Source organism: Nonlabens marinus S1-08, from assembly GCF_000831385.1.
Lineage (GTDB): Bacteria > Bacteroidota > Bacteroidia > Flavobacteriales > Flavobacteriaceae > Nonlabens > Nonlabens marinus.
This window is the reverse complement of the sequence record NZ_AP014548.1, coordinates 2,156,097-2,182,327: the sequence shown is the minus strand read 5'-3', so window position 1 is coordinate 2,182,327 and position 26,231 is coordinate 2,156,097. Positions and strand designations below refer to the sequence as shown.

Here is a 26,231-nt window from a genome sequence, read left to right as displayed (position 1 = left end):
GTTATTTATTTAAATTGATAATTGTTTTAAAATCTTAGAGAGAGTCCGCCACCAGCACCAAAACGGTTGTCGTAGCTTCCCATCAATGAGAAGTCACGGCTCAATACATATTCCAGTCCTACTTGCCAAGTAGTTTCTTCTTTAAATTCAGTTTCTGGCTCAAAATCGCTGACCCAACCAAAATCCATTTGGTATTCGTATTTACCGAACAATGCTATATTTCTAAATATCATTGTTGCTGTCGCGAAAGAGATTGTAGGCCTTAGTTTATTATCAATTCTCAAATCAGAATCTATAAGCAGTGGAAGCAAATACCTCACACCAACTACACCGGTGGTTGAAATCTCATCAAGACTATCTTTACCCTCATTTTCAACATTCACACCACCAAACACTCTGAAGTAACTATTGAGCCAACGTTCGTATGTAAACTCTGCTTCTATGTTTTCATTCCAACCATATTCGCCTCTTATTATAAACTGGTTTCTTATGTTAGTTGCTGTATAAAACAATTCTGTCATATGGCTTGCAGCTGTTACTTCGCCCCAAGTCCACATATGGTCTGCTTCCGTAGTCAAATTAGTAAGTGGATAGCCTTTTAATCTTTCGTCACGTGGTGTATCATAGCTAAATATTCTTGCCATCCCACTATTGATATGGTAAAGTACGTGGCAATGGAAAAACCAATCGCCATACTCCACAGCATCAAATTCAATAACTACTTTCTGCATCGGTGCCACATTTACCGTATGCTTTAACGGGCTACGCTCACCATTTTCATTAAGCACCCTAAAAAAGTGTCCGTGTAGGTGCATTGGGTGGTGCATCATCGTCATATTGTTAAGAGTAATGCGAACCACTTCGCCTTGGTTGATTTTTATTTTATCGGTTTCAGAAAGAGGAATACCGTTGATTGACCATACATAACGGTTCATATTTCCAGTTAGGTTGAAAAGCATTTCACGCACAGGTTTTCCCTTTTCAAATTCAGTGTTTCCAAGTGCTTTTAAATAGTTATAGTTAAATTCCGGATTGCCTCCTGTTTTCATATTATCACCGATAACCTTGTCTTTTGGCACTATATAACCCATTTTCATTCCGCCGTCCATTTGTCCTTTGTCACCTTCCATTTTCATATCCTGATGAGCCATATCGTCGTGCATCATTTTTGTAGAATCTTTGTCTTTTTGCATCTCATCCATCTTCATTCCATCCATCTTCATCGCGTATTTTTTCATCTTCTCAATGGAATCGTTCTTTGAAGGATTGAATTTGGCTGCTGGTGCGCCCATTTTCATGCCCATATTCATCATTTGCTGCATTTGCTTTATCAGGTCAGGTTTTGGAACTTCAGGCGCATCCAGAATTTTGCCGGTTCCCAAATAAGCTGATGCCTGACCAGAACCATCCTGAGAAGTAGCACGTATTTCCAATTTTCCACTTTCTGGGATGGTAACAATAAAGTCATAAGTTTCCGCAACGCCTATTAAGGTTTTATTCTTCTCTACAGGTACAACATCCAGTCCATCTGCAGAAACCAGCATGGGGTCTTCACCCCCAAATGTTAGCCAGAAATAAGAAGCGGCTGCAGCATTTACAAAACGTAACCGAACCTTTTCGCCAGGGCTGAAACCTGGGTAATTCTGTTCTGCTCCTCCATTAATAAAAAACCTGTCGTAATAATTATCTAAAATTGCCATATCCGGCATGCGTTGCCACATCATTTTCAGCTTTGCACCGGTAGCTCCCTTGGCAATAACCTTGTCCCAGCTCTGTACTTGGTTTTTCTTGATGAGATACCACTCGTTGCCACGTTTTAAATTTTTAAGCTGTGTCTTGGGGTTTTCATCCATCCAGTCTGACAGAACGAGAACTAAATCCTTGTCATATTCTAAATCAGTTTTTTTAGGGTTGATTTGGATTGAGCCATAAACGCCTCTTTGCTCTTGAAGACCTGTATGTGAATGATACCAATAGGTACCAGACTGTTTTAAGGCAAATTTATACTGTAAAGTTTCCCCAGGGAGTATGGGTGGTGTGGTTAGATATGGAACGCCGTCGTAGAAATTTGGTAATATCATCCCGTGCCAATGCACTGAAGTTTCCACGTCCATTTTATTGGTCACATTGATGATGGCAAACTCCCCTTCGTTAAATTCAAGATTTGGACCAGGAATACCACCATTTATGGTCATAGCCTTGACATCTTTACCCGTAAAATTTACAGTCTCGTAGTCAATAGTAAGGTCATAAACGCGTTCTGGCCAATTATCTATATTTTCTTCACTCTTATTCGCTGCAAATTGTGCTATACTATTTGTTGAAATGAGAAGCACAAGCAACATTGTCATTTTTCTAATCATCGTTCTCGGTTTTATTTTAAAGCAAATGCGATTAAATCAATTGTTTTTTAAGATTAAAATAATTTTATTTAAGTAAAATTATTGCTGTAAATCAAACTGCTGTGTCAAAATTATGGTTGTTATCTACATAATTTTGTCCAATGAATTCCTAAAATTTTTCTGTTGGAATTTATAAGCTGTCAGGCTCATTCCCGTTTCATTTTTAAACTGACTGCTCAAATGATTGATATGGCTATAACCCAGAAGTTGTCCCATTTCGGTAAAATTGAGTTCGTTGGCCTGTATCAGTTCTTTCACCTTTTCGATTTTGAGTTTGATGAAATACTTCTCGATGGTAATGCCTTCGGTAATTGAAAAGACCTTACTGATTTTAGAATACTCGTGACCTAATGCATCGGCTAAGTGAGCGGATAATTTCTTATCGAGTTCCAGAGGCAATTCTTGCAATGCCTTTATCAGTTCTACCTTGACCTGCTCTGTGAGCTTTTCTTCGGTACTGCCAATAAGTGAAAACCCATTACTTTCAAGTAAAGTTTTCAATTTTTCGATTTCATCATCGCTCTCGATATCGAGGCGCAAACGACCCAATTCGATATGTAACAATTCGATATTTTGTTTATCAAGTCCATCCCTTAAAACCTTGATGCATCTATCACATACCATATTCTTTATGTAAAAATCCTTGACCATAATTAGTTGATTAAATAGTTAATAATGGCCGATTGTACGTAGTACATCTGCACCGACTCGATTTGATTCATCTGAAACTTCAACTGCAATTCCTGAATGTCCAGCACATCGTTAAAATCGATAGTGCCAGTTTCATAATTTTTTACCAGAATTTCTTCGGCATCTTGGGCTTGTTTTAGATTGCGTTCTTGTGTGTAGTAAGCAATGCGAGCTTGGTTGCGTTGTGATTGCGCTTTCGCGAAAGCGGATTCCAGCACATTCAATCGCTGTTCCCTTTGGGTCTCTATTTCTTGCTGTCGCAGTTCATTTTGTTTTGAAATGGATTTGTAGCGGTTATTGAAAATGGGTATAGAAATCGACACCATTGGCATCAATACATCTTTCCCATTATCGCTGAAGTTAACATCGCTACGTTCGGTTACGGGCAAGTAATCCACACCAAAACCAATCATAGGTAAGCTTTCACGCTGGTTGAGTAGTTCAGATTGTGCCACAGATTCATAAAGTTTATCGTATTTGAGCAGTTCAGGATTGAGCGCCAGCGCTTCATTCTCATAAAAAGGGTCTTCCTGCGGAATTTCCATTTCTGGAACTACGTCAACAGTCATCATTGATTCACGGTTGAGCAAATTGTTAAAAGCTGTTTGTTCTGCCGTAAATTCTTCTTCCAAAACTTCCTTTTGTTGCTGTAACTCATTTTGCCGTATTTGAAGTCGCAACACATCTACGGCACTCGCTTTACCTACTTCTACAGACGTGAGTGCAAGTTGCTCATAGGTTTGCAATAGCTGTATATTTTCATCCAGCACAGCTTGCTTGGCACGTATAGAATACAGGCTATAATAGGATTGTGCGACCGAAAGTGCGAGCTTGCGCTTTGCAATCGTGATGTCCACATATTCGGCATCTGCCATTGCGGTGGCATAATTTTCACGAGCTGTAATAGTACCGAACCACGGCAACATCTGTTTTACGCCTATTCGTGCACGTTGCGCACCGACTCTGGTTTCAGGCTCACTCACAAAATAGCCGGCACTCACTTCGGTATTTGGAATCCAGTTGGCTTCATTTACCTTTTCTTCGGCAATATTATAGCGCAGTTCAAAGGCTTGAATTTCTGGATTGTTTGCTTCAGCTTCCTGGATGTAGGATTGTAGTTGTTGCGCTTTCGCGAAAGCAGAAACAAATAAGAGCGCGAGCATATATTTCAATTTTTTCATTTGTTTGCTCTTTTAAGTTGGTATTCCTTTTTCCAGCTGTATAGCACTGGTAACAAGAAATAGGACGTAACGTCGATTATCATTCCGCCAAAAATGGGAATTGCCATCGGTATCATTATATCACTTCCCTTGCCTGTGGATGTGAGTACGGGCAGTAGTGCCAGCACCGTCGTTACGGTAGTCATTAAACAAGGACGGATGCGTTTTCCTGCGGCTTCCAAGGTGGCAAGACGAATGCCCTTTTTATTGTCTGGTTCGTTGCTTTTGAAAGACTGGTCTAAATAGGTGGCCATTACCACACCATCATCCGTAGCAATACCGAAGAGGGCAATAAAACCTACCCAAACGGCGACACTTAAATTGATGGTTTTCATATTGAACAAGTCCCGAAGATTTTCGCCGAAAAAGCTGAAATTGAAAAACCAATCCTGCCCGTATAGCCATATCATTATAAAGCCACCTGCAAAGGCCACAGCGATGGCAGTAAACACCATAAGTGATGTAGAAACCGACCTAAACTGAAAATACAGAATCAAGAAAATGACAAGCAAGCAAAGTGGCACAACAACCGATAGTGTTTTTTCTGCTCGTAGCTGATTTTCATACGTTCCCGTAAAGCGATAGCTCACGCCCTGTGGTACGACGAGCGAACCGTTATCAATTTTTTCTTGAATCAAGGCTTGGGCATTTTCTACCACATCTACTTCGGCAAAGCCATCGAGTTTGTCAAACAGCACGTAGCCAATTAGAAAAGTATCTTCACTTTTAATGACTTGTGGACCTTGCTCGTATCGGATATCTACCAAATCGCCCAGCGGTACAGGGCTACCTTTTTCTACCGGAACATAGATGTTACGCAAGTCTTCTGGATTTGCCCGTAACTCTCTTGGATAGCGAACCCGAACGGCATAGCGTTCACGGCCTTCCACCGTCTGCGTGAGTGGCATTCCGCCCACGGCCACTTGGAGGATTTCCTGTACGTCCATTATGGATATGCCATATCGGGCCAATTGGTCTCGCTTAATGTCGATGAGCAAGTAGGGTTTACCCACGATACGGTCTGCAAAAACAGCTTGCTCTTTTACGCCTTCGGCTTGTTTTAGAATATCTTCCAGTTGCAGTCCGAAGTTTTCTATGGACTTTAAATCGGGACCTTTTACCTTGATACCCATAGGTGCTCGCATTCCCGTTTGTAGCATTACCAATCGTGTTTCGATGGGTTGCAACTTGGGTGCCGATGTCACGCCTGGTAATTTGGTCACTCGTACAATCTCGTTCCAAATATCATCTGGACTTTCAATGTCCGGTCGCCAGTTTCGGTAATACTCGCCGTCGTCATCTTCTATCAACTCTTCGCGTGTGGCGGAAGTTTTGAGCGATGCTTCATCATAGTTAACATTATCATCTATTTCATTGTTCGGATTGATAATGAATTTGTCGTTCTTCAGTACAAACAATCCATCATCATTGACCTTATAGCGTTGTCGCTCGCCAGATGCATTGCGCATATATTCAGATTTATACTGAATGACATTCTCATACATCGATAGCGGTGCTGGGTCAAGTGCGCTTTCTGTTCTTCCCGCTTTCCCTACTACTGTCTCGATTTCTGGGATGCTTGCCACCGCCATATCGAGTTGTTGTAATACACGCTTGTTTTCTTCAACACCTGCGTGTGGTAGGGATGTAGGCATCAGCAAGAATGAACCTTCATTGAGTGCTGGCATAAATTCCTTACCTGTATTACGCATAATAATGAAACCGAGCACGAGCACCGTAGTGGGAATTATCAAAAATAGAAACCTATTCTGAAGTGCCCATTTTAAAATACGCTCATAGTATATCCTGAAAACTGAGAACACGCCAAGCAGTCCAAAACAGATGATGGAAACAAATATCAGGTTCATCACAATGCTGCGGTCAAAGCCTAATGGTCGCCAGTACTCTGCGAGAAGCAGCACAATCGCTGTGGCCGAAATAATAATATTTATGATGTTCTGGTTAAGCGTGAAGTTGTACTTATAAATATGTAACTCGTATTCCTTTTTAGCTTTGAGTAAAAAGAAAAAGCCGCAAGCTGCAAATGCCACTAGAATCAGACCTAACCAATAGCCATAAATAAATGCAGCAACACCAAACAACACAAGGACTCCATTCAATAAATGTTTTGAGCGTTTCCTGATGTTTGTCCTACGAAAAAGGAAAGCTGCAAATGGCGGAATCAGGAAAAGGGCAATGATAAGCGATGCTGAGAGTGCCATTGTTTTGGTAAAGGCAAGCGGGCGGAACAACTTTCCTTCGGCACCAATCATGGTGAATACGGGAAGGAAACTGATGATTGTCGTTAAAACTGCCGTTAGAATAGCGCCAGAAACTTCGGCAGTTGCGTTGTAGATGATTTCGTTTGTGGTGTATTCTATTCCGGTTTCGCGAAAGCGTAATTTTTCATCTTCTAAATGCCGTATCATATTTTCGGCGAGTATGACGCCCACGTCCACCATAGTTCCTATGGCAATGGCAATACCCGATAGTGCAACAATATTGGCATCTACGTTAAAGAGTTTCATCGTGATGAACACCATTAAAACAGCTACGGGCAACAATCCTGAAATTAGGATGGATGCACGTAGATTGAACACCATTATGATAATGACTAAAATGGTAATCAAGATTTCCAAAGTCAGGGCTTCGTTGAGCGTCCCTAAGGTTTCCTGAATGAGTTCGGTACGGTCATAAAAAGGCACGATGGTTACTTGCGAAGTGCGACCATCTGCCAAAGTTTTTGTGGGAAGTCCAGAACTTAATTCCGCGATTTGAGCCTTTACATTATTGATAACTTCCAACGGATTTGCACCATAGCGAGCGACTACAACACCACCTACGACTTCGGCACCTTCCTTATCGAGAATGCCACGTCTTGTCGCTGGTCCCAAATGAACGTTTGCCACGTCTTTGATGCGGATGGAAGTAAAGTTTTCTGAATCTACAACGGCACTTTCAATGTCTGCGATGGACTTTACGTAACCCAATCCGCGCACGAGATATTCGGCTTGGTTGATTTCGAGGGTTTGCGCACCTATATCCTGATTGCTCTGCTTTACAGCTTTGACCACATCGCCCATACTCACGTTATATTGGCGCATTTTTTCTGGATCAATATCCACTTGATATTCCTGAACATAACCGCCTATAGAAGCTACTTCAGAAACACCGCTTGCAGAGGATAAGCCATACTTCACATAGTAATCCTGAATGCTACGCAATTCCTGTAAATCCCATCCACCAGTTACGTTACCGTCTTTGTCGCGACCTTCCAATGTGTACCAAAATATCTGTCCGAGACCTGTAGCATCTGGCCCAAGAGATGGATTGACACCATCGGGCAAAAGGTTTGAAGGAAGTGAGTTCAGTTTTTCGAGTATTCGACTGCGCGACCAGTAGAACTCGATATCTTCTTCAAAAATGATATAGATACTGGAAAATCCAAACATAGATGAACTACGGATGGTTTTCACGCCCGGAATACCCAAAAGGGAAGTGGTAAGCGGATATGTGATTTGGTCTTCAATATCCTGTGGCGAGCGACCTTGCCACTTGGTAAAAACAATTTGTTGGTTCTCGCCAATATCAGGTATGGCATCAACGGCAACTGGGTCTGTGGGCAAAATACCTGTTTCCCAATTAAAGGGTGCGTTGACCACGCCCCAACCCACAAATAGAGCGAGTAGTAGAACGACAACAAGTTTATTTTCTATGAGAAATTTAATGCTCTTATTCAGCATAGCATTTTATTATTAGAGTTTTGGAATTGCGTGTTGCGGAAAATGGCAAACACGAGTTTTAGCCCACGACAGCATAGCTGTTGGGCTTCATTCTAAAAATCTAATACATCAAATTAAGAAAGTCTGGTGCAGCACTTGCACATCCCGTTTGACAAAGGGTCTCGGGTAATCTTCAAAAGGAACTTCTTCAGATTCGGTTCCTTCAAATAAGTTTATATAAGAATATGTAAAAGCAGCGATGAACGTATGCTGCTCAAAACTAAGTGTGTCAAAAGATATTTTAAGGTCGTCTTTGCCTTCCTTGACAATCTGTTGATCTGTACAACAGGACTTTTCACTCATTTTGGGATTCTCACAAGTTTTAGCGGGTTGCGCTGTTTCCATTCCGCAAGTTTTTACTTGCTGGACAAAAGAAAAATCTACTAAAGAATCTCCACAATAATGAATATCAACAGTAAACGACATCGTAGTCATGAGAACTACGGCTGCCATAAGAACTGCCATTGATTTGTGGATAAATCGTTTCATTTGACACAAAAGTAAGGTAATTAGTGTCAAATAGCTACAATTAAATTATTTGTTGCGATTTACTTTCTTGGTTTTTAGTGGTTTGATTTTCCTTTGCATCCTCGAGAACAGCTCTTAAATTGGCCATATCATGGCTTACTTTATGCTCCAATACTCGAGCATAAATTTGCGTTGTGGCAATTTTACTGTGCCCTAACAATTTTGATACTGTTTCTATAGGTACACCGTTTGACAAGGTTACTGTTGTCGCAAATGTGTGTCTTGCAATGTGAAATGTTAGATTTTTAGTTATCCCGCACAGATCGGAGATTTCTTTCAAATAAGAATTCAGTTTTTGATTGGACATTTTAGGAAACAATGTTCCATTGCTTACTGACTTGGGATGATCGCAGTATTTATCGATTAGCTGCTGAGGAATGTCCAACAAAGGAATTTTAACTCGGTTATTGGTTTTTTGACGGTTAGTTATAATCCACTTATTCCCATCGATACCCAAACTTATATTGTCCATTTTTAGTTTTATCAAGTCAATGTAGGACAAGCCTGTATAGCAGGCGAAAACAAATAGATCTTTTACCAAGTTCAATCGTTCAATTCTAAATTGCTTCTCTATAATACCCTGCAACTCCTGATCCGATAAAAATTCACGCTCATTGCGGACATAAGTAGGTTTAAATTTTACAAATGGATCTTTGGCCAGCCACTCCATTTTGTAAGCCATTGTGACCATCTTACGAAGTCGCTGTATGTGCTTCATCACAGTATTGTTTTCCATCTTCCTTTGATGATCAGTCGGAGTGTGACTGCGCAGATAGTTCTCAAAATCAATTAAAAACCTAAAAGACAACTGTGACAAGTTGAGGTCATCCGTGTTCATTTTGTTTTTCAAAAACAGCTTGATATACTTATGGGTGGTATAGTAATTTTTTAAAGTACCGTGTGTAAGTGAAACGGTCATTTTTTCATTGTGATACTCAACAAGATCCAATAAACTATATTCTTGGCTATCTTGACCTAAATACCTTGCCTTGATGGATTGAGGGCTTATGTGAGCCTTCTCTTTTACTAACTGGTCGAAAGTCTCGTAGATATCAATTTGAAACTGATCTAGGAATCGGTTGAGCTTTATGGACTCTTGACTACTTCCAGTGGCTCTAGATCTGGATTTACTCCATCGAGCAATCTCAACTTTTCTTTGCAAACTGATGTTTGATCGCTTACCATTAACAGTAATACGTGCGATAATTGGAGCCGTTCCATTTTGGACTCTGGAAGTTTCCAGCCAAAATAGCAGGCTAAATGCTAACCGTGATTTCATAGTTGTCGTCTTAAAAGTTATACTTACTTCTCGACGAATGTCAAATCAACTATTTAATTAACAGTGTTTTACAGCCTATTCGGTTAGCACTTTTCCTTATTGGGGTATGCTAACCGAATTGCTAACCGAATCGGTTGGTTTTCCATGATATGAGTTATATTCCCATTTCATATAAAACCTTGTAAATCATAGCTTTTGCTATAATTTGATAGGCTTTGAAAGCCTCATTTGTCGGGATGACAGGATTTGAACCTGCGACCACACGGCCCCCAGCCGTGTACGCTACCAGACTGCGCCACATCCCGAATTGATGCCTAAATAAAGGCAACTTCAAATATAATTAGTGATTATACATTGAACAAGAAGTGCATGATGTCTCCATCTTGAACGATGTATTCCTTCCCTTCAACTTTCAATTTACCAGCTTCTTTTACTTTTTGTTCTGAGCCATACTGCACGTAGGTGTCATATTTAATAACCTCTGCACGTATGAATCCTTTCTCAAAATCTGTATGAATAACTCCAGCCGCCTGTGGTCCAGTAGCTCCAGAGTTAATGGTCCATGCTCTAACTTCTTTTACACCAGCGGTAAAGTAAGTTTCTTGATTCAACAACTTGTACGCAGAACGGATCAGCTTAGCGCTTCCTGGCTCGTCAAGACCCATATCTGCTAAAAATTCTTTTCGCTCTTCATAGCTTTCCAGCTCCGTAATATCTGCTTCTGTCCCTACTGCTAGAATGAGAACTTCTGCATTTTCATCTTTCACCAATTCTCGTACTTGCTCTACATAAGCATTCCCAGTAACAGCAGCATCATCATTTACATTACATAGATATAAAACAGGCTTGTCTGTAATGAACTGTAATGGCTTGATAAACTCCGCTCTCGACGTTTCATCTACTTGTACGGTTCTTACAGATTTTCCAGACTCTAAAGCACTTTTAACAGCAGACAAGACTTCGTCTTCTCTCATCGCATCCTTATTTCCTGTGCGGGCGGCCTTTTTTACTTTTTCAAGCTTCTTATCGACTGTCTCTAAATCTTTTAATTGAAGTTCGATGTCTATAGTTTCCTTATCTCTAATAGGGTTCACATTACCATCTACGTGAACGATATTATCGTTCTCAAAACATCTCAACACGTGAATGATCGCGTCGGTTTCTCTAATGTTCCCTAAAAACTGATTCCCAAGACCTTCTCCTTTGCTTGCACCCTTAACAAGACCAGCAATATCTACAATCTCTACGGTAGCAGGAACGACACGTTCTGGATTCACGAGCTCTTCTAATTTCTTGAGACGTGGGTCTGGCACGTTCACCACACCTACATTAGGTTCAATGGTACAAAATGGAAAATTGGCGCTTTGCGCCTTAGCATTAGACAAACAATTGAATAATGTGGACTTCCCAACGTTTGGTAAACCTACGATTCCGGCTTTCATAACTTCTGATTTTAAGCGGCTGCAAATATAAGTTTCTTCTCTCGTATTCTAGAGCAGATTATTAGAAACAAAAAGCCCCTTGCTTTTGAAGGAAGGGGCTTATAAATTTTAGTAGAATAGCGACTATTTTGCGTCAATTCTCATGTTTTGTGAAGGCATACCCATTCCCCTCATCATCATCTCTATTCCTGCTGGGCTTGTATTTGTTCCTTCCAGTTCTTTCATCATGTTCAATATCCTAGCCATATTCATATCGGTACCCAATACTCTCGCTACACCCAGTCCCATTTCTGGAGAATTTCCATAGACAATGATTTCATCAATAGCATCTTGTGTGCCATCAAACATCATTTTAACCTTGAAACCATCGCTATTATGAGACATGAGTAACTCGTACTTCTCATTTTTAAAGATCTTGTTTAATCGTTCTGTTTCTTGTGCAAACATCTCCTTGTTATCAGCGGTTAAAGGCATTGCTAAAACATTGATTTTGTTTATCGATTCGTATGCCTCAACAGATTCATTACTCAATTTGCTTTTATCAATAGGTACGATAGTTTTAGGAATGGAGGTCATAATGAAGCCATCAGCTTCTTCGTGATCTACATAGTACTGTTGTAAGCTCTCTTGTTGTTCACAAGAGGTCAATAGCGCCATTGCTGTTAGAGAAAGTGCAATTACTTTTAGTATAAGCTTGTTCATGATACTGATTTTTGGATGGTGGGTATATTACTTTTTCTGTGTGGCCTCTTTTATTTGCTTTTGACCAGGTACATTCATTTGCTGCGTGATCTTAGCAATTTGATTCAAATCAAGATCTCCCGTGATCACAAGAAATACAGCACTAGACTCTTTAGAATCGGCGCCATCAATGAACATTACCAATTCTTTAATTTTTGTCTCCGTATTCCCTTTACGTACGTGGAAAGAGAATTTTTGACCATCTTCCTTAACACTCATCAAAAGATCCATATTATTTTTAGAAATAAAATTATCCGCAAAGGATTTCATTTTAGCGGCAGACCCTTTGTCATCTGTAGCGTAAACTCTTAAGTCCTTAAGATTGTTGACGGTCTTCATCAACTCTGCAAATTCTGGGTCATCAATATCAATTCCTGATATCATTTTAAACATCGCTCCAGTCACTCGTGTTTCAGAAACATGAGATAGATTACCCACCTCGTCAAAATTTTGGGCTGTAGCGGTCATGGCTGTTGCCAGGAATAACACTATGTAGATTACTTTTTTCATTTTTTTGGATTTTATATTAAAGTTGATTGATATTAAAAACTTGTACCGTCTGTTTTTCTATTTCGGTAATGGGTTTTAAATTTTGTTTTCCTTGATTAAATTTATTGGAAACCATTTCTAAGGCTGCCACGGTAGCGGCATAAGCCTCTTCTGGGGTTTCATAGGTTCCTAAGTCTTGAGCAGGCTCTTGGTCATAATAACCCGATCCTACTGCAATCATAGCAGTGACACTTGCGGCAACTGCGATCCCTGTCCATGTTCTACGTTTGAAATAGCTCTTTTCAGTTTGTTGTGATTTCACTTTCGCGAAAGCGTCAAAACCTTCTTCCTCAATGCTGCCTTCAAGCTCAAAACTGTTGAACAATACGCGGTACACCTCGTGTTCTTGTGCCACGGCACCACTGTTGAAATATTCCTTCAACTCCTGCTCTTCTTGAAGGCTGGTGTTGCCTTCCCAATATTTTTCCAATAGCTTTTTCATGCGGTATAGCTTTGATATTTTTCTTCTATTTTCTTTCTAAGCAACTTGCGTGCCCTACTCAGCACTACCCTGACGGCAGTAGACTTCATGTCCATGATGCGTTCAATGGCTTCATAATCATAGCCTTCGATATCTCTAAGATGAATGACTGTTTTATAATTTTCAGGTAATTCTGCAATCATCTTTTGAACCATCCCAACCTTAGCTTCTTGCTCTAGATCATCTAACACGTTCCGGTCATCAGATTCATAGTTGCTATGAACAATTTTCAGGTGACTGGCTTGTTTACTTTTTAAGCGATCCAGTGAGTAGTTCTTTACCATTTGCATGGCATAGGCTTCCTTGTTAGCAATCTTCCCTAGTTCTTTTCTGCGTTCCCAAAGCTTCAACATCGTCTCCTGTACAGCATCTGCAGCTTCCTCATGTGAGGTGAGCAATCTGCGAGACAACAGGTACATATTACGCTGTACTTCTTTGAATGTCGCTATGAATTTTGGTTGGTTCATGAACGTGGTTCTATTATCATGACGAGAGTGTTATCGATATGTTACAAATGGACGAAAAAAAACATTTTAACCAGCATCTTAGCATGGTTTATGCTTTATAAAGTCTTTTCAACACTTCAATTTTCTATTTTGATTTTCGTAAAATCTCTAGAATATTGATTTAAAGACCTATTGGTTTATCTATTTTTAATGCCTTATAACATCGCGCTCCTATGAGAATTTTCAAGTCCCTTTTTCTTTCCCTAATCGCTATTGCACTGCTCAACAGCTGTGCGCAAGACAATGATGATAAGCTTGCAAGTGACCTAACGATAAAGAATTTTATTTATCGTGGAATGAATGCGTTTTATTTATATAAACCTGACGTTCCTGTGCTTGCAGATGATCGATTTTCTACCGTGAAAGAATTAGAAGATTTTCACGCCCAATTTGATACACCTGAAGATTTTTTTGAATCTCTGATCTTCGACCCCAACCGTGTGGATCGATTCAGTGTTATTTTTAGTGATTACATAGCCTTAGAACAAGCACTTTCAGGAAACAGCTTGAATAATGGAATGGAGTTCGGTCTGGTAGGCTATGCGAATGATGTCAATAATATATTTGGTTATGTAAGATATGTACTTCCTAATACCAGTGCAGCTGCACAAGGTGTTGTACGTGGTCAAATTTTTACTGAAATTGATGGCATCCAACTAACTCGCACGAATTTTAGAACGCTGATTGCTCAAAACAGCTACACCATAACTCTTGCCGATTATAATAATGGAGATCCAATTGCTAATGGCAACACCATAAATTTGACTAAGGCGCAAGTTCAAGAAGACCCTATACTAGTTAGTAAAGTCATTGATCAAGGCAATGCCAAAGTAGGCTATCTAGTTTACAATAGTTTTTTACGCCAGTTTGACGACCAACTCAATTCAGTATTTGCCAACTTCAAATCTCAAGGGATCACCCATCTCGTTATTGATTTGAGATATAATAGCGGTGGTTCTGTAAATAGTGCCATTACTCTAGGTAGTCTAGTTACTAATAATCCTACAACTGATGTCTTCTCTACTGAACAGTGGAATCCTGATATTCAAGAATTTTTACAAGAAAATAATCCAGACCAACTGGTCAATTTTTTTAAGAATAACACCACAGGTGGGGCTGCGCTCAACCGTCTATCTCTATCTAAGGTACACATCATCACGACTGGCAATAGCGCGAGCGCCAGTGAACTATTAATCAATTCATTAGATCCATATGTCAATGTAGTTCAAGTAGGTGACGATACCGCAGGTAAATTTCAAGCCAGCATCACCTTATATGACAGTGAGGACTTTACAAGACAAGGTGCAAATCCTGCGCACCGTTATGCTATGCAACCGCTAGTTTTGAAGAGCTTAAACAGCGTCGGTAGAACAGACTATTTTGATGGTTTACAACCAGATATCAGACAAAATGAAAATTTTGGAAACTTAGGCGTTTTAGGCGACCCGTCAGAACCGCTGCTAAACTTATGCTTGAACGACATCGCTGTAAATGGTCGTTTTAATAATCCATTTATTGAATCACGCCCTAGCAGAGAGTTTTCAGGAAGTAATAAATTGAGGCCTCTAGGCGATGAAATGTGGAAAGAAGAAATTGTGTTACCACAGCAATAATAGCAACTAGTTAGTACCTTTAAAGCCTTTGATTTCATTCAAAGGCTTTTTTTATGCATGCTAAGATTACCATTCTGGGCGGTGGGCTCACTGGAGTTTATTTAGGCTATCTTCTTCAACTCAAGGGTATGGACTATCAGATTCTTGAAGGTAGATCCCGATTGGGCGGTCGTATATTCACTAAAATGTCTGGCAATCATGTACCTATAGATCTAGGTGCCGCTTGGTTTTGGGATTATAATCCTAAGTTAAAGCAATTACTGGAGGATTTAAACATTCTCACGCATCCTCAAAGCATGGGGCCTAAAGTATGGTATCAACCTACAGCCAATGCCAGTTATCAGCAATTTCAACTGCCGCCGCAGGAACAAATCAGTTATCGTATTAAAGGAGGAGCTACTAACTTGATTTTATCACTTGCTTCCACCCTAGATGCTGAAAAGATCCATTTGGACACTATGGTAAATAGAGTTACTAGAGAAGAAAAAGGGTATAAACTTCAAACCTCTCAAGGAATTTTTACCACAGAAAAAGTAATTTGCGCCTTGCCTCCGGCCATTTTAAATGCAAGGATCAGTTTTGATCCTGAGCTTCCCAATGACTATCAGCAAATAGCCTCAAAAACTCATACCTGGATGGAAAACTCCATTAAGTTTGGAATAGGTTTTCCTAAAGCGTTTTGGAAATATGAACAAATTCCGGTGACTAGTTTTAGCAATTATGGTCCTATCACAGAGCTTTATGATTATTCCAATGCAGATCAAGATCGATTTGCCATGATGGGTTTTCTACATCCAGAAGCGAATACTTGGACTCCAGAAGACCGGAAAGCAAAAGTGATGCAACAGTTGGAAACAATATTTGGCACTAGAGTTTTAGATTACATTTCTTATGAAGAAATCGTCTGGCAAGAACAAGAGTTTACACATGTTGCTTCAAATAACTCTCTTACCCCACATCAAAATAATGGCCATTCGTTATTGCGACAAACATTTCATGAAAACTCTTTGATTATGGCAGGTTCTGAGACTAGTGCTGTACTTCCTGGATATATGGAAGGTGCATTGCATAGCGCTCAAACCGCTTTTGATTTGTTGAAGTAGGAAAATCGTTTGAAGTTCGCTTTCGCGAAAGCGGAATCAATTCATATCTTTAGGAACTTATTTTATTCTAGCTTTATGAAGAAATTTACCTTACTCCTACTGGTTATCCTACCGCTAACTGCTTTTTCACAAAAACTTGATCTAGATCTGGTCAAAGAAATGAAACCTCGAAATATAGGTCCAGGCGGAATGTCAGGTCGTGTGACCAGCATTGATGTCGTAGAAAGTGATCCTAATATTATGTACGCTGGTACAGCCAGCGGTGGTTTGTGGAAATCTGAAAGTGCTGGAACTGCTTGGAAACCTATTTTTGAAGATCAAGTCACCGCCTCTATAGGTGCGGTAGCTATACAGCAGTCCAACCCAAGTGTGATCTGGGTGGGAACTGGAGAAGGGAACCCACGTAACTCCTTAAATGGTGGTTACGGTATTTTCAAATCTCTAGACGGTGGAAAATCCTGGAAAGCAATGGGACTTGAAAAAACACGTCACATTCATAGGGTGGTAATCGATCCTACAGACCCCAACACAGTTTATGCAGCAGCCATAGGTTCTCCATGGGGAGAACATCCTGAACGTGGAGTTTTCAAAACCACCGATGGTGGGAAGAGCTGGAAAAAAGTATTATACACTAACGATAAATCTGGAGCGGCAGATCTAGTAATGGATCCTAGCAATCCTAACAAATTGATTGCCGCAATGTGGGAACACAAGCGCGATCCATGGTTTTTTAAATCGGGCGGTGAGGGTTCTGGATTGTACATCACACATGATGGTGGTGACAACTGGAAAAAATTGAGCGATGAAGATGGTTTGCCTAAAGGAGAACTGGGTCGTATAGGTGTGGCTATTGCCAAAAGTGATCCTGACGTAGTATACGCCTTAATTGAGGCTAAAAAAAACGCGCTTTACAAGTCAACAGATGGAGGGTTCAAATGGAAAAAAATTAATGATAAGAGTGATATAGGAAATAGACCCTTTTATTATTCTGAGATCTATGTAGATCCTTCTAATGAAAATAGGGTGTATTCTGTATTTACTTATGTAAACGTATCAGAAGATGGTGGTAGAAATTTTGACCAATTAATGAATGCTTATGGAGCAAACAATGGGGTTCATCCAGATCATCATGCGTTTTACATTCATCCTAATAATCCTGATTTTATTATTGATGGCAACGATGGTGGTTTGAACATTTCAAACGATCGTGGTGAGTCCTGGAGATTTATTGGAAACATTCCCGTGGCGCAGTTCTATCATATTAATGTAGATATGGAGACGCCGTACAATGTGTATGGTGGGATGCAGGACAATGGAAGTTGGCGAGGACCTGCATACACATGGCGTGATCAGGGAATCAGAAACAGCTACTGGCAAGAGATTAGCTTTGGTGATGGATTTGACGTAATTCCTGACCCAGATAACAACCGTTTTGGTTATACCATGAGTCAACAAGGATCTGTTCAACGATACGATTGGGAAACTGGTAACAATTATAGCATACAACCTACACACCCAGATCCAGATGTGGATTTGAGGTTCAATTGGAATTCTGCCATTCAAATGGATCCATTTGATTCCAGCACTCTTTATTTTGGAAGCCAATTTGTGCATAAATCAACTGACAAGGGATTGACCTGGACTGTAATAAGCCCAGACTTGACCACTAACGATCCTGAAAAGCAAAAGCAAGGTGAATCTGGAGGGTTGACCATGGATGCCACAGGAGCTGAAAATCATACGACCCTCTTAGTCATAGAACCTAGCGCCGCAGAGCGTAATGTAATATATACAGGGTCTGATGATGGGCGAGTACACGTGACTAAAGATGGTGGTAGCAACTGGACTGATGTTTCTAACGGGTTAAAAGGTCTTCCAGCAGGAAGCTGGATTGCTCAAATCAAAGCATCCCAGACTAAAAAAGGCCATGCCCTATTAATTGCAAACGATTACCGCAGGTTCAATTATGAACCATACGCCTACCGCACAACTAATTATGGGAAAAGTTGGGAACGTATTATAAATAATGACGATGTAGCCAGCTACACCTTAAGTATCATTGAAGATCCTAAGGAAAACAACCTAGTGTTTTTAGGAACCGATGATGGGTTGTATGTCTCCATCGACGGAGCAAAAAATTGGACTAAATACACTAACGGATTTCCAACGGTACCTGTCAAAGATTTAGTGATTCATCCACGCGAGCAGGACTTAGTTATTGGAACATTTGGCCGTGCAGCTTGGGTACTGGACGACATTCGTCCGTTGCGAGAATTAGCCAGAAACAATGCAAAATTTGAGAAGCCTATTCAGTTATTTGAACCACCCATCGCATACCACGCCAGATATCAGCAACCTACCGGTAGCAGATTCAGTGCAGATGCTATGTATCAAGGTGAGAATCGCGGTAGTAATGGGAGGTTCAAATACTATTTTGATAAAGATTTACTTAAGAAGTCCGACACTGTAAAGACAGACAGCCTATTCCTCAAAATTTACGATGGGGAACGACTAATTAGAACGCTGAATTCAAAAGCGCCTGAGAAAAAAGGAATACATGATTGGAACTGGAGGTTGAGGGAAAGCGGTAAGAACTTTCCTTCTCGTCGATTTAACGATTCTGACCGTGAAAACGGTGGTGTGGACGTGTTGCCAGGCACCTATAAAGCGGTATTAGAATACGCGGGTTATGAAAGTGAAACGCAAATTAACGTACAAGATGATCCCAGAATTTCAGAGATCAGTGATGCAAATCGCAAGGCTAAGTATGAAGCCATGAAAGAGTTGGAAGACCTAACAGACCGCATTTATCAAGTCACTCAAGAGTTGGCCAAGAACAAAAAAACAGCCGAAGCCTTTAAGAGCCTTTTGACTGAAAAAGATAAGAAAGAATACAAAGAGCAAATCAAAACTACAGACTCGATCATCAAAGCCATAGAAACTGAGCAAGCTAAATACTTCGGGACTATCGACGATCGTCAGGGCATTACCCGCAACCCAGAGACTACAGTTACCCAACGCCTGTATGGAGCAAGAAGCTATATCAATAGCCGTCAAGGACCTCAAACTGCTACGGAAACGCAGCTGTATACTCAAGCTGAAAATATGGCGGTAAAAACCATGGCAGAAACTAAGGAATGGCTATCTACAGACTGGGAAACCTATAAATCTGAAATGAAAAAAGTACAGCTAGACCTCTGGGAATAGCATCAGTCTATGAATTACGAAAAAATCGAATTTGAAAATGCGGAAGGTTATCAGTTAAGCGGCAGGCTAGAATTGCCAGCAGATCGCCTTCCGCATAACTATGCCATTTTTGCTCACTGTTTCACTTGCAGTAAGAACTTTAGCGCCACAAGAAATATTTCTAGAGCGCTTACTACCGCTGGTTTTGGCGTTTTGAGATTTGATTTTACAGGACTAGGCGATTCTGAGGGTGATTTTGGAGATACTAATTTCTCGGGTAATGTGGAGGATTTACTTTCCGCTATTGACTATTTGAAGAAAAATTATAAAGCGCCAACGCTCGCCATAGGTCATTCATTAGGCGGTGCTGCGGTGATTTACGCTTCCGCGAAAGCGGAATGCATCAAGGTTGTTGCAACAATTGGAACACCTAGCGATACGAAACATGTGAAACACCTTTTTGGCAACCAGCTCGAAGCGATTGTGGAAAATGGAGAAGCAGTAGTAGAATTAAGCGGAAGACCCTTTAAAATCAAAGAACAGTTTCTCAGGGACATCAATGAGCAAATGGTAACTGAAACCTTGAACAACTTGCGACGTCCAATTTTAATTTGCCATTCCCCCCAGGACACAACTGTAGGCATATCACATGCTGAAAAGCTATACCATGCAGCGATTCATCCTAAAAGCTTCTTGAGCCTGGATGGTGCAGACCATCTATTAACAGATAAAGTTGATAGTATTTATGTAGGCGAAGTCATTGCCAGCTGGGCCTCTCGATATCTAGAAAAGCAAAAGGAAGATCGATTAGATTCTGAGCTCCCTGTAGTTGCTAGCCTGGATCAAGAAACACTTTTTACCACACAGATGCGAGCAGGATCCCATTATTTTACAGCAGATGAACCAGTAAGCTATGGTGGTAATAATTTTGGACCCACACCCTACGACCTTGTATCAAGCGGTTTAGCTTCTTGTACGGTCATGACCCTTCAAATGTATGCCCGGCGTAAAAAATGGAAGGTGCAAAATGTAGAATGTCATGTGACCTATGGGAAGCAACATGCGACGGATTGTGAGAACTGCGAGAGTGATACTGCCAAAATTGATACGTTCACTAGACATATAAAAATAGATAGCGATCTGAATCCAACCCAGCTAGATAAGTTGATGGTCATAGCAGATAAATGTCCAGTACATAAGACGCTCCACACACAAACGCAAGTGATCACTAAGCTCATAAAATGACTTTCACGTTTACAACTCCACTTAATACAGATGGATGGATAGGCGCATTGATTATTCCAGAAGATATTGCTGAGCAGTTGGATATCTACAAAATCAAACGTGTAGTTGCAAATGTCAGCGCAAATGAGAACGAGTTAACTCTTTATGCTGGCGTTATCAAAAGAAAAGGGTTAAGGTACCTTATGTTTTCAAAAGCCAACAAGAAATTACTTGCTATTGAAGAAGGTGATAATGTGCATATAGACATGCAAGAAGATACCAGTAAGTATCAAGCTCCTATGACAGAAGAACTGGAAGCTGTACTCTTAAGTGATTATGAAGCCTACCAAATATTTGAATCCCTTTTGCCTGGTAAACAGCGCAATTTAATTTTCTTGATCTACGGGATTAAGGATTCTCAAAAAAGAGTAGATGTAGCCTTAAATGCTATGGAAAATTTAAAATTAGGAAATCTGAATCCAAATAAGTTTGATAAAATTCTGCCTTTTTAATCATAAGCATAAATTTTAAAGAATTGTGAAATGGTTGGTCGTTGGACTGCACTTGGCTAACTTCACAGAATAAAACTAAAACCAATGAAAAAATTGAATATTGCCTTAATGGCACTAGCCTTAACTTTAAGCGTTTCTTGTAAAGAAACTAAAGAGGAAGAAATGACAGATGAAACCATGACTGAAATGGAGGACAGTTCTTCTATGGATTCTGAATCTTCTATGGATAGCAAAATGGAAATAGCTGTGCCTATGGCTTCTAAAAGTGGTAGTAACGTTACAGGAGTGATTTCTTTTGTACAAGAAGGCGCGCAAGTTAAAATGATTGCTAACCTTACTGGATTAGAACCAGGAGTTCACGCAATTCATTTACATGAGAATGGAGATTGTAGTGCGACTGATGCTACAAGTGCTGGTGGACATTGGAATCCTAAATCTAACGAGCATGGCGACTGGGATGAAGGTTCGCACCATATGGGCGACATAGGGAATCTAGAAGCAAACGCAAATGGTGAAGCTAGTTACACCTTTAGTACAGACAAATGGTGTATGGATTGTGATGATGCTACTAAAAATATTAAAGGAAAAGGAGTCATCGTACATGCAACTGCAGATGATTTCACATCACAACCTAGTGGTGCTGCTGGAGCGAGAGTCGCTTGTGGTGTTATTGAATAAATACATATCGAGATTAAAATTGAAAATCTACAAGTATCTACTTGTAGATTTTTTTTTGCATCTTTAAAAATATTTACTAAACAATATGAATGCTCAACCCGATCTACTGATCGCCAGAATGCAAGAAGGCAGCGAGGTCGCTTTTAATAGAATTTACGAACGGTATCAAGTCGCGTTACATGGAGTGATTTTTGCCATTGTCAAAAACGACGATGTCGCTCAAGAAATATTACAAGATGTATTTATCAAAATATGGAAAAATGCCGATAGCTATGATTCCAACTCTGGTCGATTCTTTACCTGGATCCTAAACATAGCCAGAAATGCCTCTGTCGATTATCTGCGCAGTAAGCGTCATAAGAACAGTCTTAAAAACTTAAGTGCTGATAATTTCGTAGATATCATCGTAAGTAACAATAATCTGGATGAGGAAACCAACACTCTGTTTTTGAAACAATGGGTGGAGAAATTGGAACCCATGTGTATCAAGATAATTGACATCATCTTCTTCAAAGGTTTTACCTTTAAGGATGGTGCTGAAGAATTAGATATGCCTTCCGGTACATTGAAGACCAGACATAGAAAGTGTCTGAACAGCTTACGCGAAATGATGCTTAACTGATGGAAATACAAGAAATTAAAAATAGCGGAGATTTAGAGGCATACGTTTGTGGGGCATTAACCCGTCAAGAAACGCTAGCTATTGCTAAACTCATTAAACAAAATCCAGAACTTGAAGAAGAGGTAGAACGCATTGAAAGCGCCTATTTTCAGCTTGCTGCGGGCATAGCTCCTGCAGTGGATCAAGTTGCTCTTTATGAATCAATCAAAGCCTACATTAAAGAAGATAAGGCCAAGGCAGAGAATAACCACTGGAGCCAGTATTTAGGCTGGGCGGCTTCTTTGTTACTGTTCTTAGGTTGTGGTTATTTATTCTATGAAAACACAGATATTACTGAGCAGATGGTTTCTGTAGAACAAAAAAATGAATTTTTAACTAATGAAGTTACTGACTTAGATTCCTTGAATGCAGATTATCAAGAAGCCTTAGCTTTCATTAAAGATCCGAATACCGTTAAAGTAAATCTTGCAGGTCAAGGAAATCATACCACGGCTGGCGCTGTAGCCTTTCACAACGCAGAAAAAGACGTTACCTATCTGGACATTACTGGCTTGCCTGAAGCACCAGCTAACATGACTTACCAGTTATGGTCGTTGACTTTGAATCCATTAACACCTACGAACTTAGGCCTTGTAGCTTCCAGTTCTAAAACGATGCTGGAGTTTACTAATGCTAATGACACCCAAGCTTTTGGTATAACCTTAGAAGAAGCTGGTGGTAGCCCTACTCCTACTTTAGAACGACTGTATACACTGGGCGCTATTCAATAAAACGCCCTGATAGCTTTCCTGAAATACATAGGAATAAGAACCAACAAAAATGCCTGACTCTCTCGAGCCAGGCATTCCTAAACTAACCAACCAAAAATTACGCTGACTTTCTCAATTCCAGAGTAATTAACTATCAGTATACTTACGTAAACATTTAGGTTGTGGTTTTATAAAGCCTCAATTTTTTTATAAGTAACTGGACCCATCTCATATTCCGTCTCTAGAAGCTCCTCTTTAAAGGCCGCTACAGCTTTATCCATACCATTTGCCTTGTAGATTAAAGCGGTGTGGAATTGAGCAACGGGCTCAAATGTTTTACCTATCACATATTGCTCATGATTTTCTAAAGCAGCCTGAGCCTCTCCATTAGTAAGAAGTGCGTATCCCAATAAATCATATGTTTCAGGAGTAGCTCGGTTTTGAACTTCAATTCGTGCCAGATCTACAGCCTTTTGAGTCTGTCCAGCATCAATCAATTCAGTAATCTTATAGGCGTTATACATTCCTCTGTACTCTGGATCTGAAACTCGGGTCATAAAATCCTCCTTTAGGGCCATAGCTTCTTGCTCCTTTCCTTCAAATTCATACAATTCCGCAAGATCTAGTAGATAATCTGGCGTGGGGTGGCGCTTGCTCAAGTTTTCTAGAATGGTTCTAGCCTCCTCCACATCACTATCATGAGAATAGGCAATCCATGCAATACCTTTCAACGCATAGGTATTATGTGGGTCTTTTTCTAAGGTTTTTAAGTAATGTGCATATGACTTTTCTAGATCGCCATGATGGCCATAGTAATCTGCGATGTTAGAATAACTCCACAACTGTCTACTCTGGTCTCCGCTTTGATCTGCTAGTTCCATGGCGTTCTCCATCAGGTTGACCGTAGTTCCCAGCTGCCCTATGTAATCATTCCATTTCGCAGCACGTATCAAGTAATTATAATCACCGGTATTTCTCATAGAATCTAGTAAGGACTCTGCCTTTTTATATTCTCCAAGTTCCATGGCAATGTCAAATTGAACCATTTGACTTTCTGGACCACTAAATTCTTGAGTAAAACTGCGCATTAAGCTATCTGCCTTTTTGAAACGATGTTGCTTGATGTAGGCTTGAGCCAGGGCATGTTTAGAATTTTCAGGACGTATATAGGTGTTTTTGACCACGCTTTCGCGAAAGCGAACGGACTCATTCAAATAATCTACATTTCCAGTAAGATCAAATAATGTATTCAACTTCCCTGCAATCGATCCATTGAGTACGATACGGGTCGTGTCGCCAGCTGCTTCAGTTTTTAATTCTTCCACCTCTGCTTTTAATTGCGATATCAATTCAGTTTCATCCGTATCAAGATAGACTTGATAATCTTCAATGTTCGTAATGTTTTCAGGCTGTTGGGTGGTTTCTTGGTTGCAAGAAACAAGTCCTAAGAAGCCAAAAAGTATCCATAGTTTTTTCATAATCGGTATTTGGTTTTATACTACAACAAAGCCGACTCTATTGCTAGAATCGGCTTGTAAGTTAAATCAATTTATTTCTAAAATTGAGGTGCAGTCATGTATGGGAATGCACTCTGAGTCACACCTGCTTCTAGTCCTACGTTATCAGAAACTAAGTTAGGTGTTCCATTTTGACCGTCAAATCGTGCTCCGCTGTTTCCTCCAAAAAGAAGAATCAAAGAAACGTCAATCACATCATCCTGTAATCTACGACCTGTCAAGAAGTTACTAGTACTTGCGAAATAGGTTGTAGGTCCACTAGCGTTAGGCGCCACTTGCAACACATCTAATGATAATGCGGTTGTAAGAGTTGGCAAATCCAATCCTAGAATGTTATTCTCATACGATGCTCCGTAAGCATTATACAGAGTTTCTACTTTATCTTGAAAAGTTGGCTGCCATCTGTTGATTCCATTAGAAGGAATAGTTTGATTGAAAGCATTTTCATCTGCATCAGTCGTTGGGAAAACAGTGTTGATACCTGGACGTCCCATTTGATCTTCTTGTACAAATGTACCAGTGAAGTCAGTTGTTACTGGATTTCCAGTGATGTCGTCATCATTTCCACAACTTATGGTAATCATAGCTAGCGCAGCTGCTGCGATAGTATATTTTATATTGAATATTTTCATGGTATTCTATTTTTTTTAAAATGTTATTATCTTCTTTTAGTTTCCACCCAGACATTATAGGCTGCAGGAAGACCAGTAGTGGTTTGTAGCAATTGATCTACAATGTGTGGTGGTGCAGTTCCTAGTCTAGAATTAGGAACTTCAATAACAATAGCGTTTACATTTAAAGGAGCAAACGTATTATTACCTGTGGAACCAAATCCAGACGCTGGAGCTGTTCCAACTACTGTATTAAATCTTTCAAAGTCAAAGAAGAAAGCATCTTGACGTAAACCAGCGAAATAATTCACACCGTCTACGGTTGTTTGACTTCCTATATCTACAGAAGCTACAAACTGATCTGTGTTGATCGTACTGTTCAATCCAGTCTGACTAGGTGCATAAGGACCGAAGAAGTACATTTTGTCTCCTTGACGTATAGCTTGGATTACAAGATCTTCTATAACACCATCTGCGGCACCTGTATTATCAATGTTGATCTCGATAAGTACATTCTCATCAAACTGTGCGTTTGCATCAGCCGCTGGAATCGTTACTACAAAAGTCGTGGAGGCAGCGTTAGCGCCTTCAAAAGCATAAAAGTCTGCGATGTCAGAAGTTGTCATAGCAACGGCTGGAGCATCTAGGTGATCAGCTGCAATAAAGACACCGGCTACGGCGCATATTGCGATACTGGACCAAAGGGCAATTTTTTTCATGGGTAATTTTTTTATTGATTATGCTAAACTTACGTCAGATAAAGAATCACGGTTTTAAAGAATATGTTAAAGACCTA

General features: G+C 40.1%; 22 protein-coding genes and 1 tRNA gene. 8 read left to right on the top strand and 15 right to left on the bottom strand.

All coding sequences use genetic code 11. From position 1 onward, the window contains the following. Window positions 1–26: 26 nt before the first annotated feature. The 12 genes from NMS_RS10005 to NMS_RS09950 form a co-directional block, all read right to left on the bottom strand. Complete coding sequence (locus NMS_RS10005) at window positions 27–2,363, bottom strand: multicopper oxidase domain-containing protein (protein ID WP_041496581.1); 2,337 nt, start codon at window positions 2,361–2,363, stop codon at window positions 27–29. A 123-nt stretch (window positions 2,364–2,486) separates the two neighbouring features. Further along, the gene (locus NMS_RS10000; RefSeq protein ID WP_041496580.1) at window positions 2,487–3,053 is read right to left on the bottom strand and encodes a helix-turn-helix domain-containing protein; all 567 of its coding nucleotides are present in this window, start codon (window positions 3,051–3,053) and stop codon (window positions 2,487–2,489) included. A gap of 2 nt (window positions 3,054–3,055) precedes the next feature. Further along, the gene (locus NMS_RS09995) at window positions 3,056–4,273 is read right to left on the bottom strand and encodes a TolC family protein (protein WP_041496579.1); all 1,218 of its coding nucleotides are present in this window, start codon (window positions 4,271–4,273) and stop codon (window positions 3,056–3,058) included. Further along, a complete protein-coding gene (locus tag NMS_RS09990) occupies window positions 4,270–8,055 on the bottom strand; it encodes an efflux RND transporter permease subunit (protein WP_041496578.1) in 3,786 nt (1,261 codons plus the stop codon). Before NMS_RS09990 ends, NMS_RS09995 begins: the two co-directional genes overlap by 4 nt. A 108-nt stretch (window positions 8,056–8,163) precedes the next feature. Then, window positions 8,164–8,583: an HYC_CC_PP family protein gene (locus NMS_RS09985; RefSeq protein ID WP_041496577.1), complete on the bottom strand. Its 420-nt coding sequence runs from the start codon at window positions 8,581–8,583 to the stop codon at window positions 8,164–8,166. A 40-nt stretch (window positions 8,584–8,623) separates the two neighbouring features. Next, window positions 8,624–9,901, bottom strand: a complete 1,278-nt coding sequence (locus NMS_RS09980; protein WP_041496576.1) for a site-specific integrase — start codon at window positions 9,899–9,901, stop codon at window positions 8,624–8,626. Window positions 9,902–10,132: 231 nt separating this feature from the next. Then, window positions 10,133–10,206 (bottom strand) — tRNA-Pro (locus NMS_RS09975). 42 nt (window positions 10,207–10,248) lie between these two features. Further along, window positions 10,249–11,343 carry a redox-regulated ATPase YchF gene (gene ychF, locus NMS_RS09970; protein WP_041496575.1) on the bottom strand — a complete coding sequence of 365 codons (1,095 nt, stop codon included), beginning with the start codon at window positions 11,341–11,343 and terminating at the stop codon, window positions 10,249–10,251. A 123-nt stretch (window positions 11,344–11,466) separates the two neighbouring features. Continuing rightward, entirely contained in the window at window positions 11,467–12,045 is a 579-nt protein-coding gene (locus tag NMS_RS09965; RefSeq protein ID WP_041497648.1) for a DUF4252 domain-containing protein, read from the bottom strand. Window positions 12,046–12,072: 27 nt separating this feature from the next. Next, window positions 12,073–12,594 (bottom strand): DUF4252 domain-containing protein, encoded by a 522-nt coding sequence (locus NMS_RS09960; RefSeq protein ID WP_041496574.1) that lies wholly within the window; start codon window positions 12,592–12,594, stop codon window positions 12,073–12,075. Window positions 12,595–12,610: 16 nt separating this feature from the next. Beyond that, the gene (locus NMS_RS09955; protein ID WP_041496573.1) at window positions 12,611–13,075 is read right to left on the bottom strand and encodes a hypothetical protein; all 465 of its coding nucleotides are present in this window, start codon (window positions 13,073–13,075) and stop codon (window positions 12,611–12,613) included. Continuing rightward, window positions 13,072–13,581: an RNA polymerase sigma factor gene (locus NMS_RS09950; RefSeq protein WP_041496572.1), complete on the bottom strand. Its 510-nt coding sequence runs from the start codon at window positions 13,579–13,581 to the stop codon at window positions 13,072–13,074. The genes NMS_RS09955 and NMS_RS09950 overlap by 4 nt, the downstream gene beginning before the upstream one ends. 212 nt (window positions 13,582–13,793) lie before the next feature. Here NMS_RS09950 and NMS_RS09945 point away from each other — a divergent pair, with 212 nt between their 5' ends. From NMS_RS09945 to NMS_RS09910, 8 genes are all read left to right on the top strand, one after another. Then, window positions 13,794–15,233: a S41 family peptidase gene (locus tag NMS_RS09945; protein ID WP_041496571.1), complete on the top strand. Its 1,440-nt coding sequence runs from the start codon at window positions 13,794–13,796 to the stop codon at window positions 15,231–15,233. Between the two features lie 53 nt (window positions 15,234–15,286). Continuing rightward, the gene (locus tag NMS_RS09940) at window positions 15,287–16,336 is read left to right on the top strand and encodes a flavin monoamine oxidase family protein (RefSeq protein ID WP_041496570.1); all 1,050 of its coding nucleotides are present in this window, start codon (window positions 15,287–15,289) and stop codon (window positions 16,334–16,336) included. 75 nt (window positions 16,337–16,411) lie between these two features. Next, window positions 16,412–19,543 carry a VPS10 domain-containing protein gene (locus tag NMS_RS09935; protein ID WP_041496569.1) on the top strand — a complete coding sequence of 1,044 codons (3,132 nt, stop codon included), beginning with the start codon at window positions 16,412–16,414 and terminating at the stop codon, window positions 19,541–19,543. A gap of 9 nt (window positions 19,544–19,552) precedes the next feature. After that, window positions 19,553–20,767, top strand: a complete 1,215-nt coding sequence (locus NMS_RS09930; RefSeq protein WP_041496568.1) for a bifunctional alpha/beta hydrolase/OsmC family protein — start codon at window positions 19,553–19,555, stop codon at window positions 20,765–20,767. Further along, window positions 20,764–21,258 carry a YdeI/OmpD-associated family protein gene (locus tag NMS_RS09925; RefSeq protein WP_041496567.1) on the top strand — a complete coding sequence of 165 codons (495 nt, stop codon included), beginning with the start codon at window positions 20,764–20,766 and terminating at the stop codon, window positions 21,256–21,258. The genes NMS_RS09930 and NMS_RS09925 overlap by 4 nt, the downstream gene beginning before the upstream one ends. An 84-nt stretch (window positions 21,259–21,342) precedes the next feature. Next, on the top strand, window positions 21,343–21,936 hold the full coding sequence (locus NMS_RS09920) for a superoxide dismutase family protein (RefSeq protein ID WP_041496566.1): 594 nt from the start codon (window positions 21,343–21,345) through the stop codon (window positions 21,934–21,936). 85 nt (window positions 21,937–22,021) lie between these two features. Beyond that, on the top strand, window positions 22,022–22,558 hold the full coding sequence (locus tag NMS_RS09915) for an RNA polymerase sigma factor (RefSeq protein WP_041496565.1): 537 nt from the start codon (window positions 22,022–22,024) through the stop codon (window positions 22,556–22,558). Next, window positions 22,558–23,328 carry an anti-sigma factor gene (locus NMS_RS09910; RefSeq protein ID WP_041496564.1) on the top strand — a complete coding sequence of 257 codons (771 nt, stop codon included), beginning with the start codon at window positions 22,558–22,560 and terminating at the stop codon, window positions 23,326–23,328. Before NMS_RS09915 ends, NMS_RS09910 begins: the two co-directional genes overlap by 1 nt. Window positions 23,329–23,495: 167 nt before the next feature. Here NMS_RS09910 and NMS_RS09905 read toward each other — a convergent pair whose 3' ends face one another. The 3 genes from NMS_RS09905 to NMS_RS09895 all read right to left on the bottom strand — a co-directional run bounded on the left by NMS_RS09905 (window position 23,496) and on the right by NMS_RS09895 (window position 26,154). After that, window positions 23,496–24,785, bottom strand: a complete 1,290-nt coding sequence (locus tag NMS_RS09905) for a tetratricopeptide repeat protein (RefSeq protein WP_041496563.1) — start codon at window positions 24,783–24,785, stop codon at window positions 23,496–23,498. 77 nt (window positions 24,786–24,862) lie between these two features. Beyond that, window positions 24,863–25,456, bottom strand: a complete 594-nt coding sequence (locus NMS_RS09900) for a DUF4331 family protein (RefSeq protein WP_041496562.1) — start codon at window positions 25,454–25,456, stop codon at window positions 24,863–24,865. A 26-nt stretch (window positions 25,457–25,482) separates the two neighbouring features. Next, the gene (locus tag NMS_RS09895; RefSeq protein WP_041496561.1) at window positions 25,483–26,154 is read right to left on the bottom strand and encodes a DUF4331 family protein; all 672 of its coding nucleotides are present in this window, start codon (window positions 26,152–26,154) and stop codon (window positions 25,483–25,485) included. Between the last annotated feature and the right edge of the window lie 77 nt (window positions 26,155–26,231).

What these genes read in the sequence shown, in the direction of transcription:
- NMS_RS10005 (WP_041496581.1), bottom strand. Translation starts at nt 2,363, where the DNA reads ATGATTAGAAAAATGACAATGTTGCTTGTGCTTCTCATTTCAACAAAT.
- NMS_RS10000 (WP_041496580.1), bottom strand. Translation starts at nt 3,053, where the DNA reads ATGGTCAAGGATTTTTACATAAAGAATATGGTATGTGATAGATGCATC.
- NMS_RS09995 (WP_041496579.1), bottom strand. Translation starts at nt 4,273, where the DNA reads ATGAAAAAATTGAAATATATGCTCGCGCTCTTATTTGTTTCTGCTTTC.
- NMS_RS09990 (WP_041496578.1), bottom strand. Translation starts at nt 8,055, where the DNA reads ATGCTGAATAAGAGCATTAAATTTCTCATAGAAAATAAACTTGTTGTC.
- NMS_RS09985 (WP_041496577.1), bottom strand. Translation starts at nt 8,583, where the DNA reads ATGAAACGATTTATCCACAAATCAATGGCAGTTCTTATGGCAGCCGTA.
- NMS_RS09980 (WP_041496576.1), bottom strand. Translation starts at nt 9,901, where the DNA reads ATGAAATCACGGTTAGCATTTAGCCTGCTATTTTGGCTGGAAACTTCC.
- ychF (WP_041496575.1), bottom strand. Translation starts at nt 11,343, where the DNA reads ATGAAAGCCGGAATCGTAGGTTTACCAAACGTTGGGAAGTCCACATTA.
- NMS_RS09965 (WP_041497648.1), bottom strand. Translation starts at nt 12,045, where the DNA reads ATGAACAAGCTTATACTAAAAGTAATTGCACTTTCTCTAACAGCAATG.
- NMS_RS09960 (WP_041496574.1), bottom strand. Translation starts at nt 12,594, where the DNA reads ATGAAAAAAGTAATCTACATAGTGTTATTCCTGGCAACAGCCATGACC.
- NMS_RS09955 (WP_041496573.1), bottom strand. Translation starts at nt 13,075, where the DNA reads ATGAAAAAGCTATTGGAAAAATATTGGGAAGGCAACACCAGCCTTCAA.
- NMS_RS09950 (WP_041496572.1), bottom strand. Translation starts at nt 13,581, where the DNA reads ATGAACCAACCAAAATTCATAGCGACATTCAAAGAAGTACAGCGTAAT.
- NMS_RS09945 (WP_041496571.1), top strand. Translation starts at nt 13,794, where the DNA reads ATGAGAATTTTCAAGTCCCTTTTTCTTTCCCTAATCGCTATTGCACTG.
- NMS_RS09940 (WP_041496570.1), top strand. Translation starts at nt 15,287, where the DNA reads ATGCATGCTAAGATTACCATTCTGGGCGGTGGGCTCACTGGAGTTTAT.
- NMS_RS09935 (WP_041496569.1), top strand. Translation starts at nt 16,412, where the DNA reads ATGAAGAAATTTACCTTACTCCTACTGGTTATCCTACCGCTAACTGCT.
- NMS_RS09930 (WP_041496568.1), top strand. Translation starts at nt 19,553, where the DNA reads ATGAATTACGAAAAAATCGAATTTGAAAATGCGGAAGGTTATCAGTTA.
- NMS_RS09925 (WP_041496567.1), top strand. Translation starts at nt 20,764, where the DNA reads ATGACTTTCACGTTTACAACTCCACTTAATACAGATGGATGGATAGGC.
- NMS_RS09920 (WP_041496566.1), top strand. Translation starts at nt 21,343, where the DNA reads ATGAAAAAATTGAATATTGCCTTAATGGCACTAGCCTTAACTTTAAGC.
- NMS_RS09915 (WP_041496565.1), top strand. Translation starts at nt 22,022, where the DNA reads ATGAATGCTCAACCCGATCTACTGATCGCCAGAATGCAAGAAGGCAGC.
- NMS_RS09910 (WP_041496564.1), top strand. Translation starts at nt 22,558, where the DNA reads ATGGAAATACAAGAAATTAAAAATAGCGGAGATTTAGAGGCATACGTT.
- NMS_RS09905 (WP_041496563.1), bottom strand. Translation starts at nt 24,785, where the DNA reads ATGAAAAAACTATGGATACTTTTTGGCTTCTTAGGACTTGTTTCTTGC.
- NMS_RS09900 (WP_041496562.1), bottom strand. Translation starts at nt 25,456, where the DNA reads ATGAAAATATTCAATATAAAATATACTATCGCAGCAGCTGCGCTAGCT.
- NMS_RS09895 (WP_041496561.1), bottom strand. Translation starts at nt 26,154, where the DNA reads ATGAAAAAAATTGCCCTTTGGTCCAGTATCGCAATATGCGCCGTAGCC.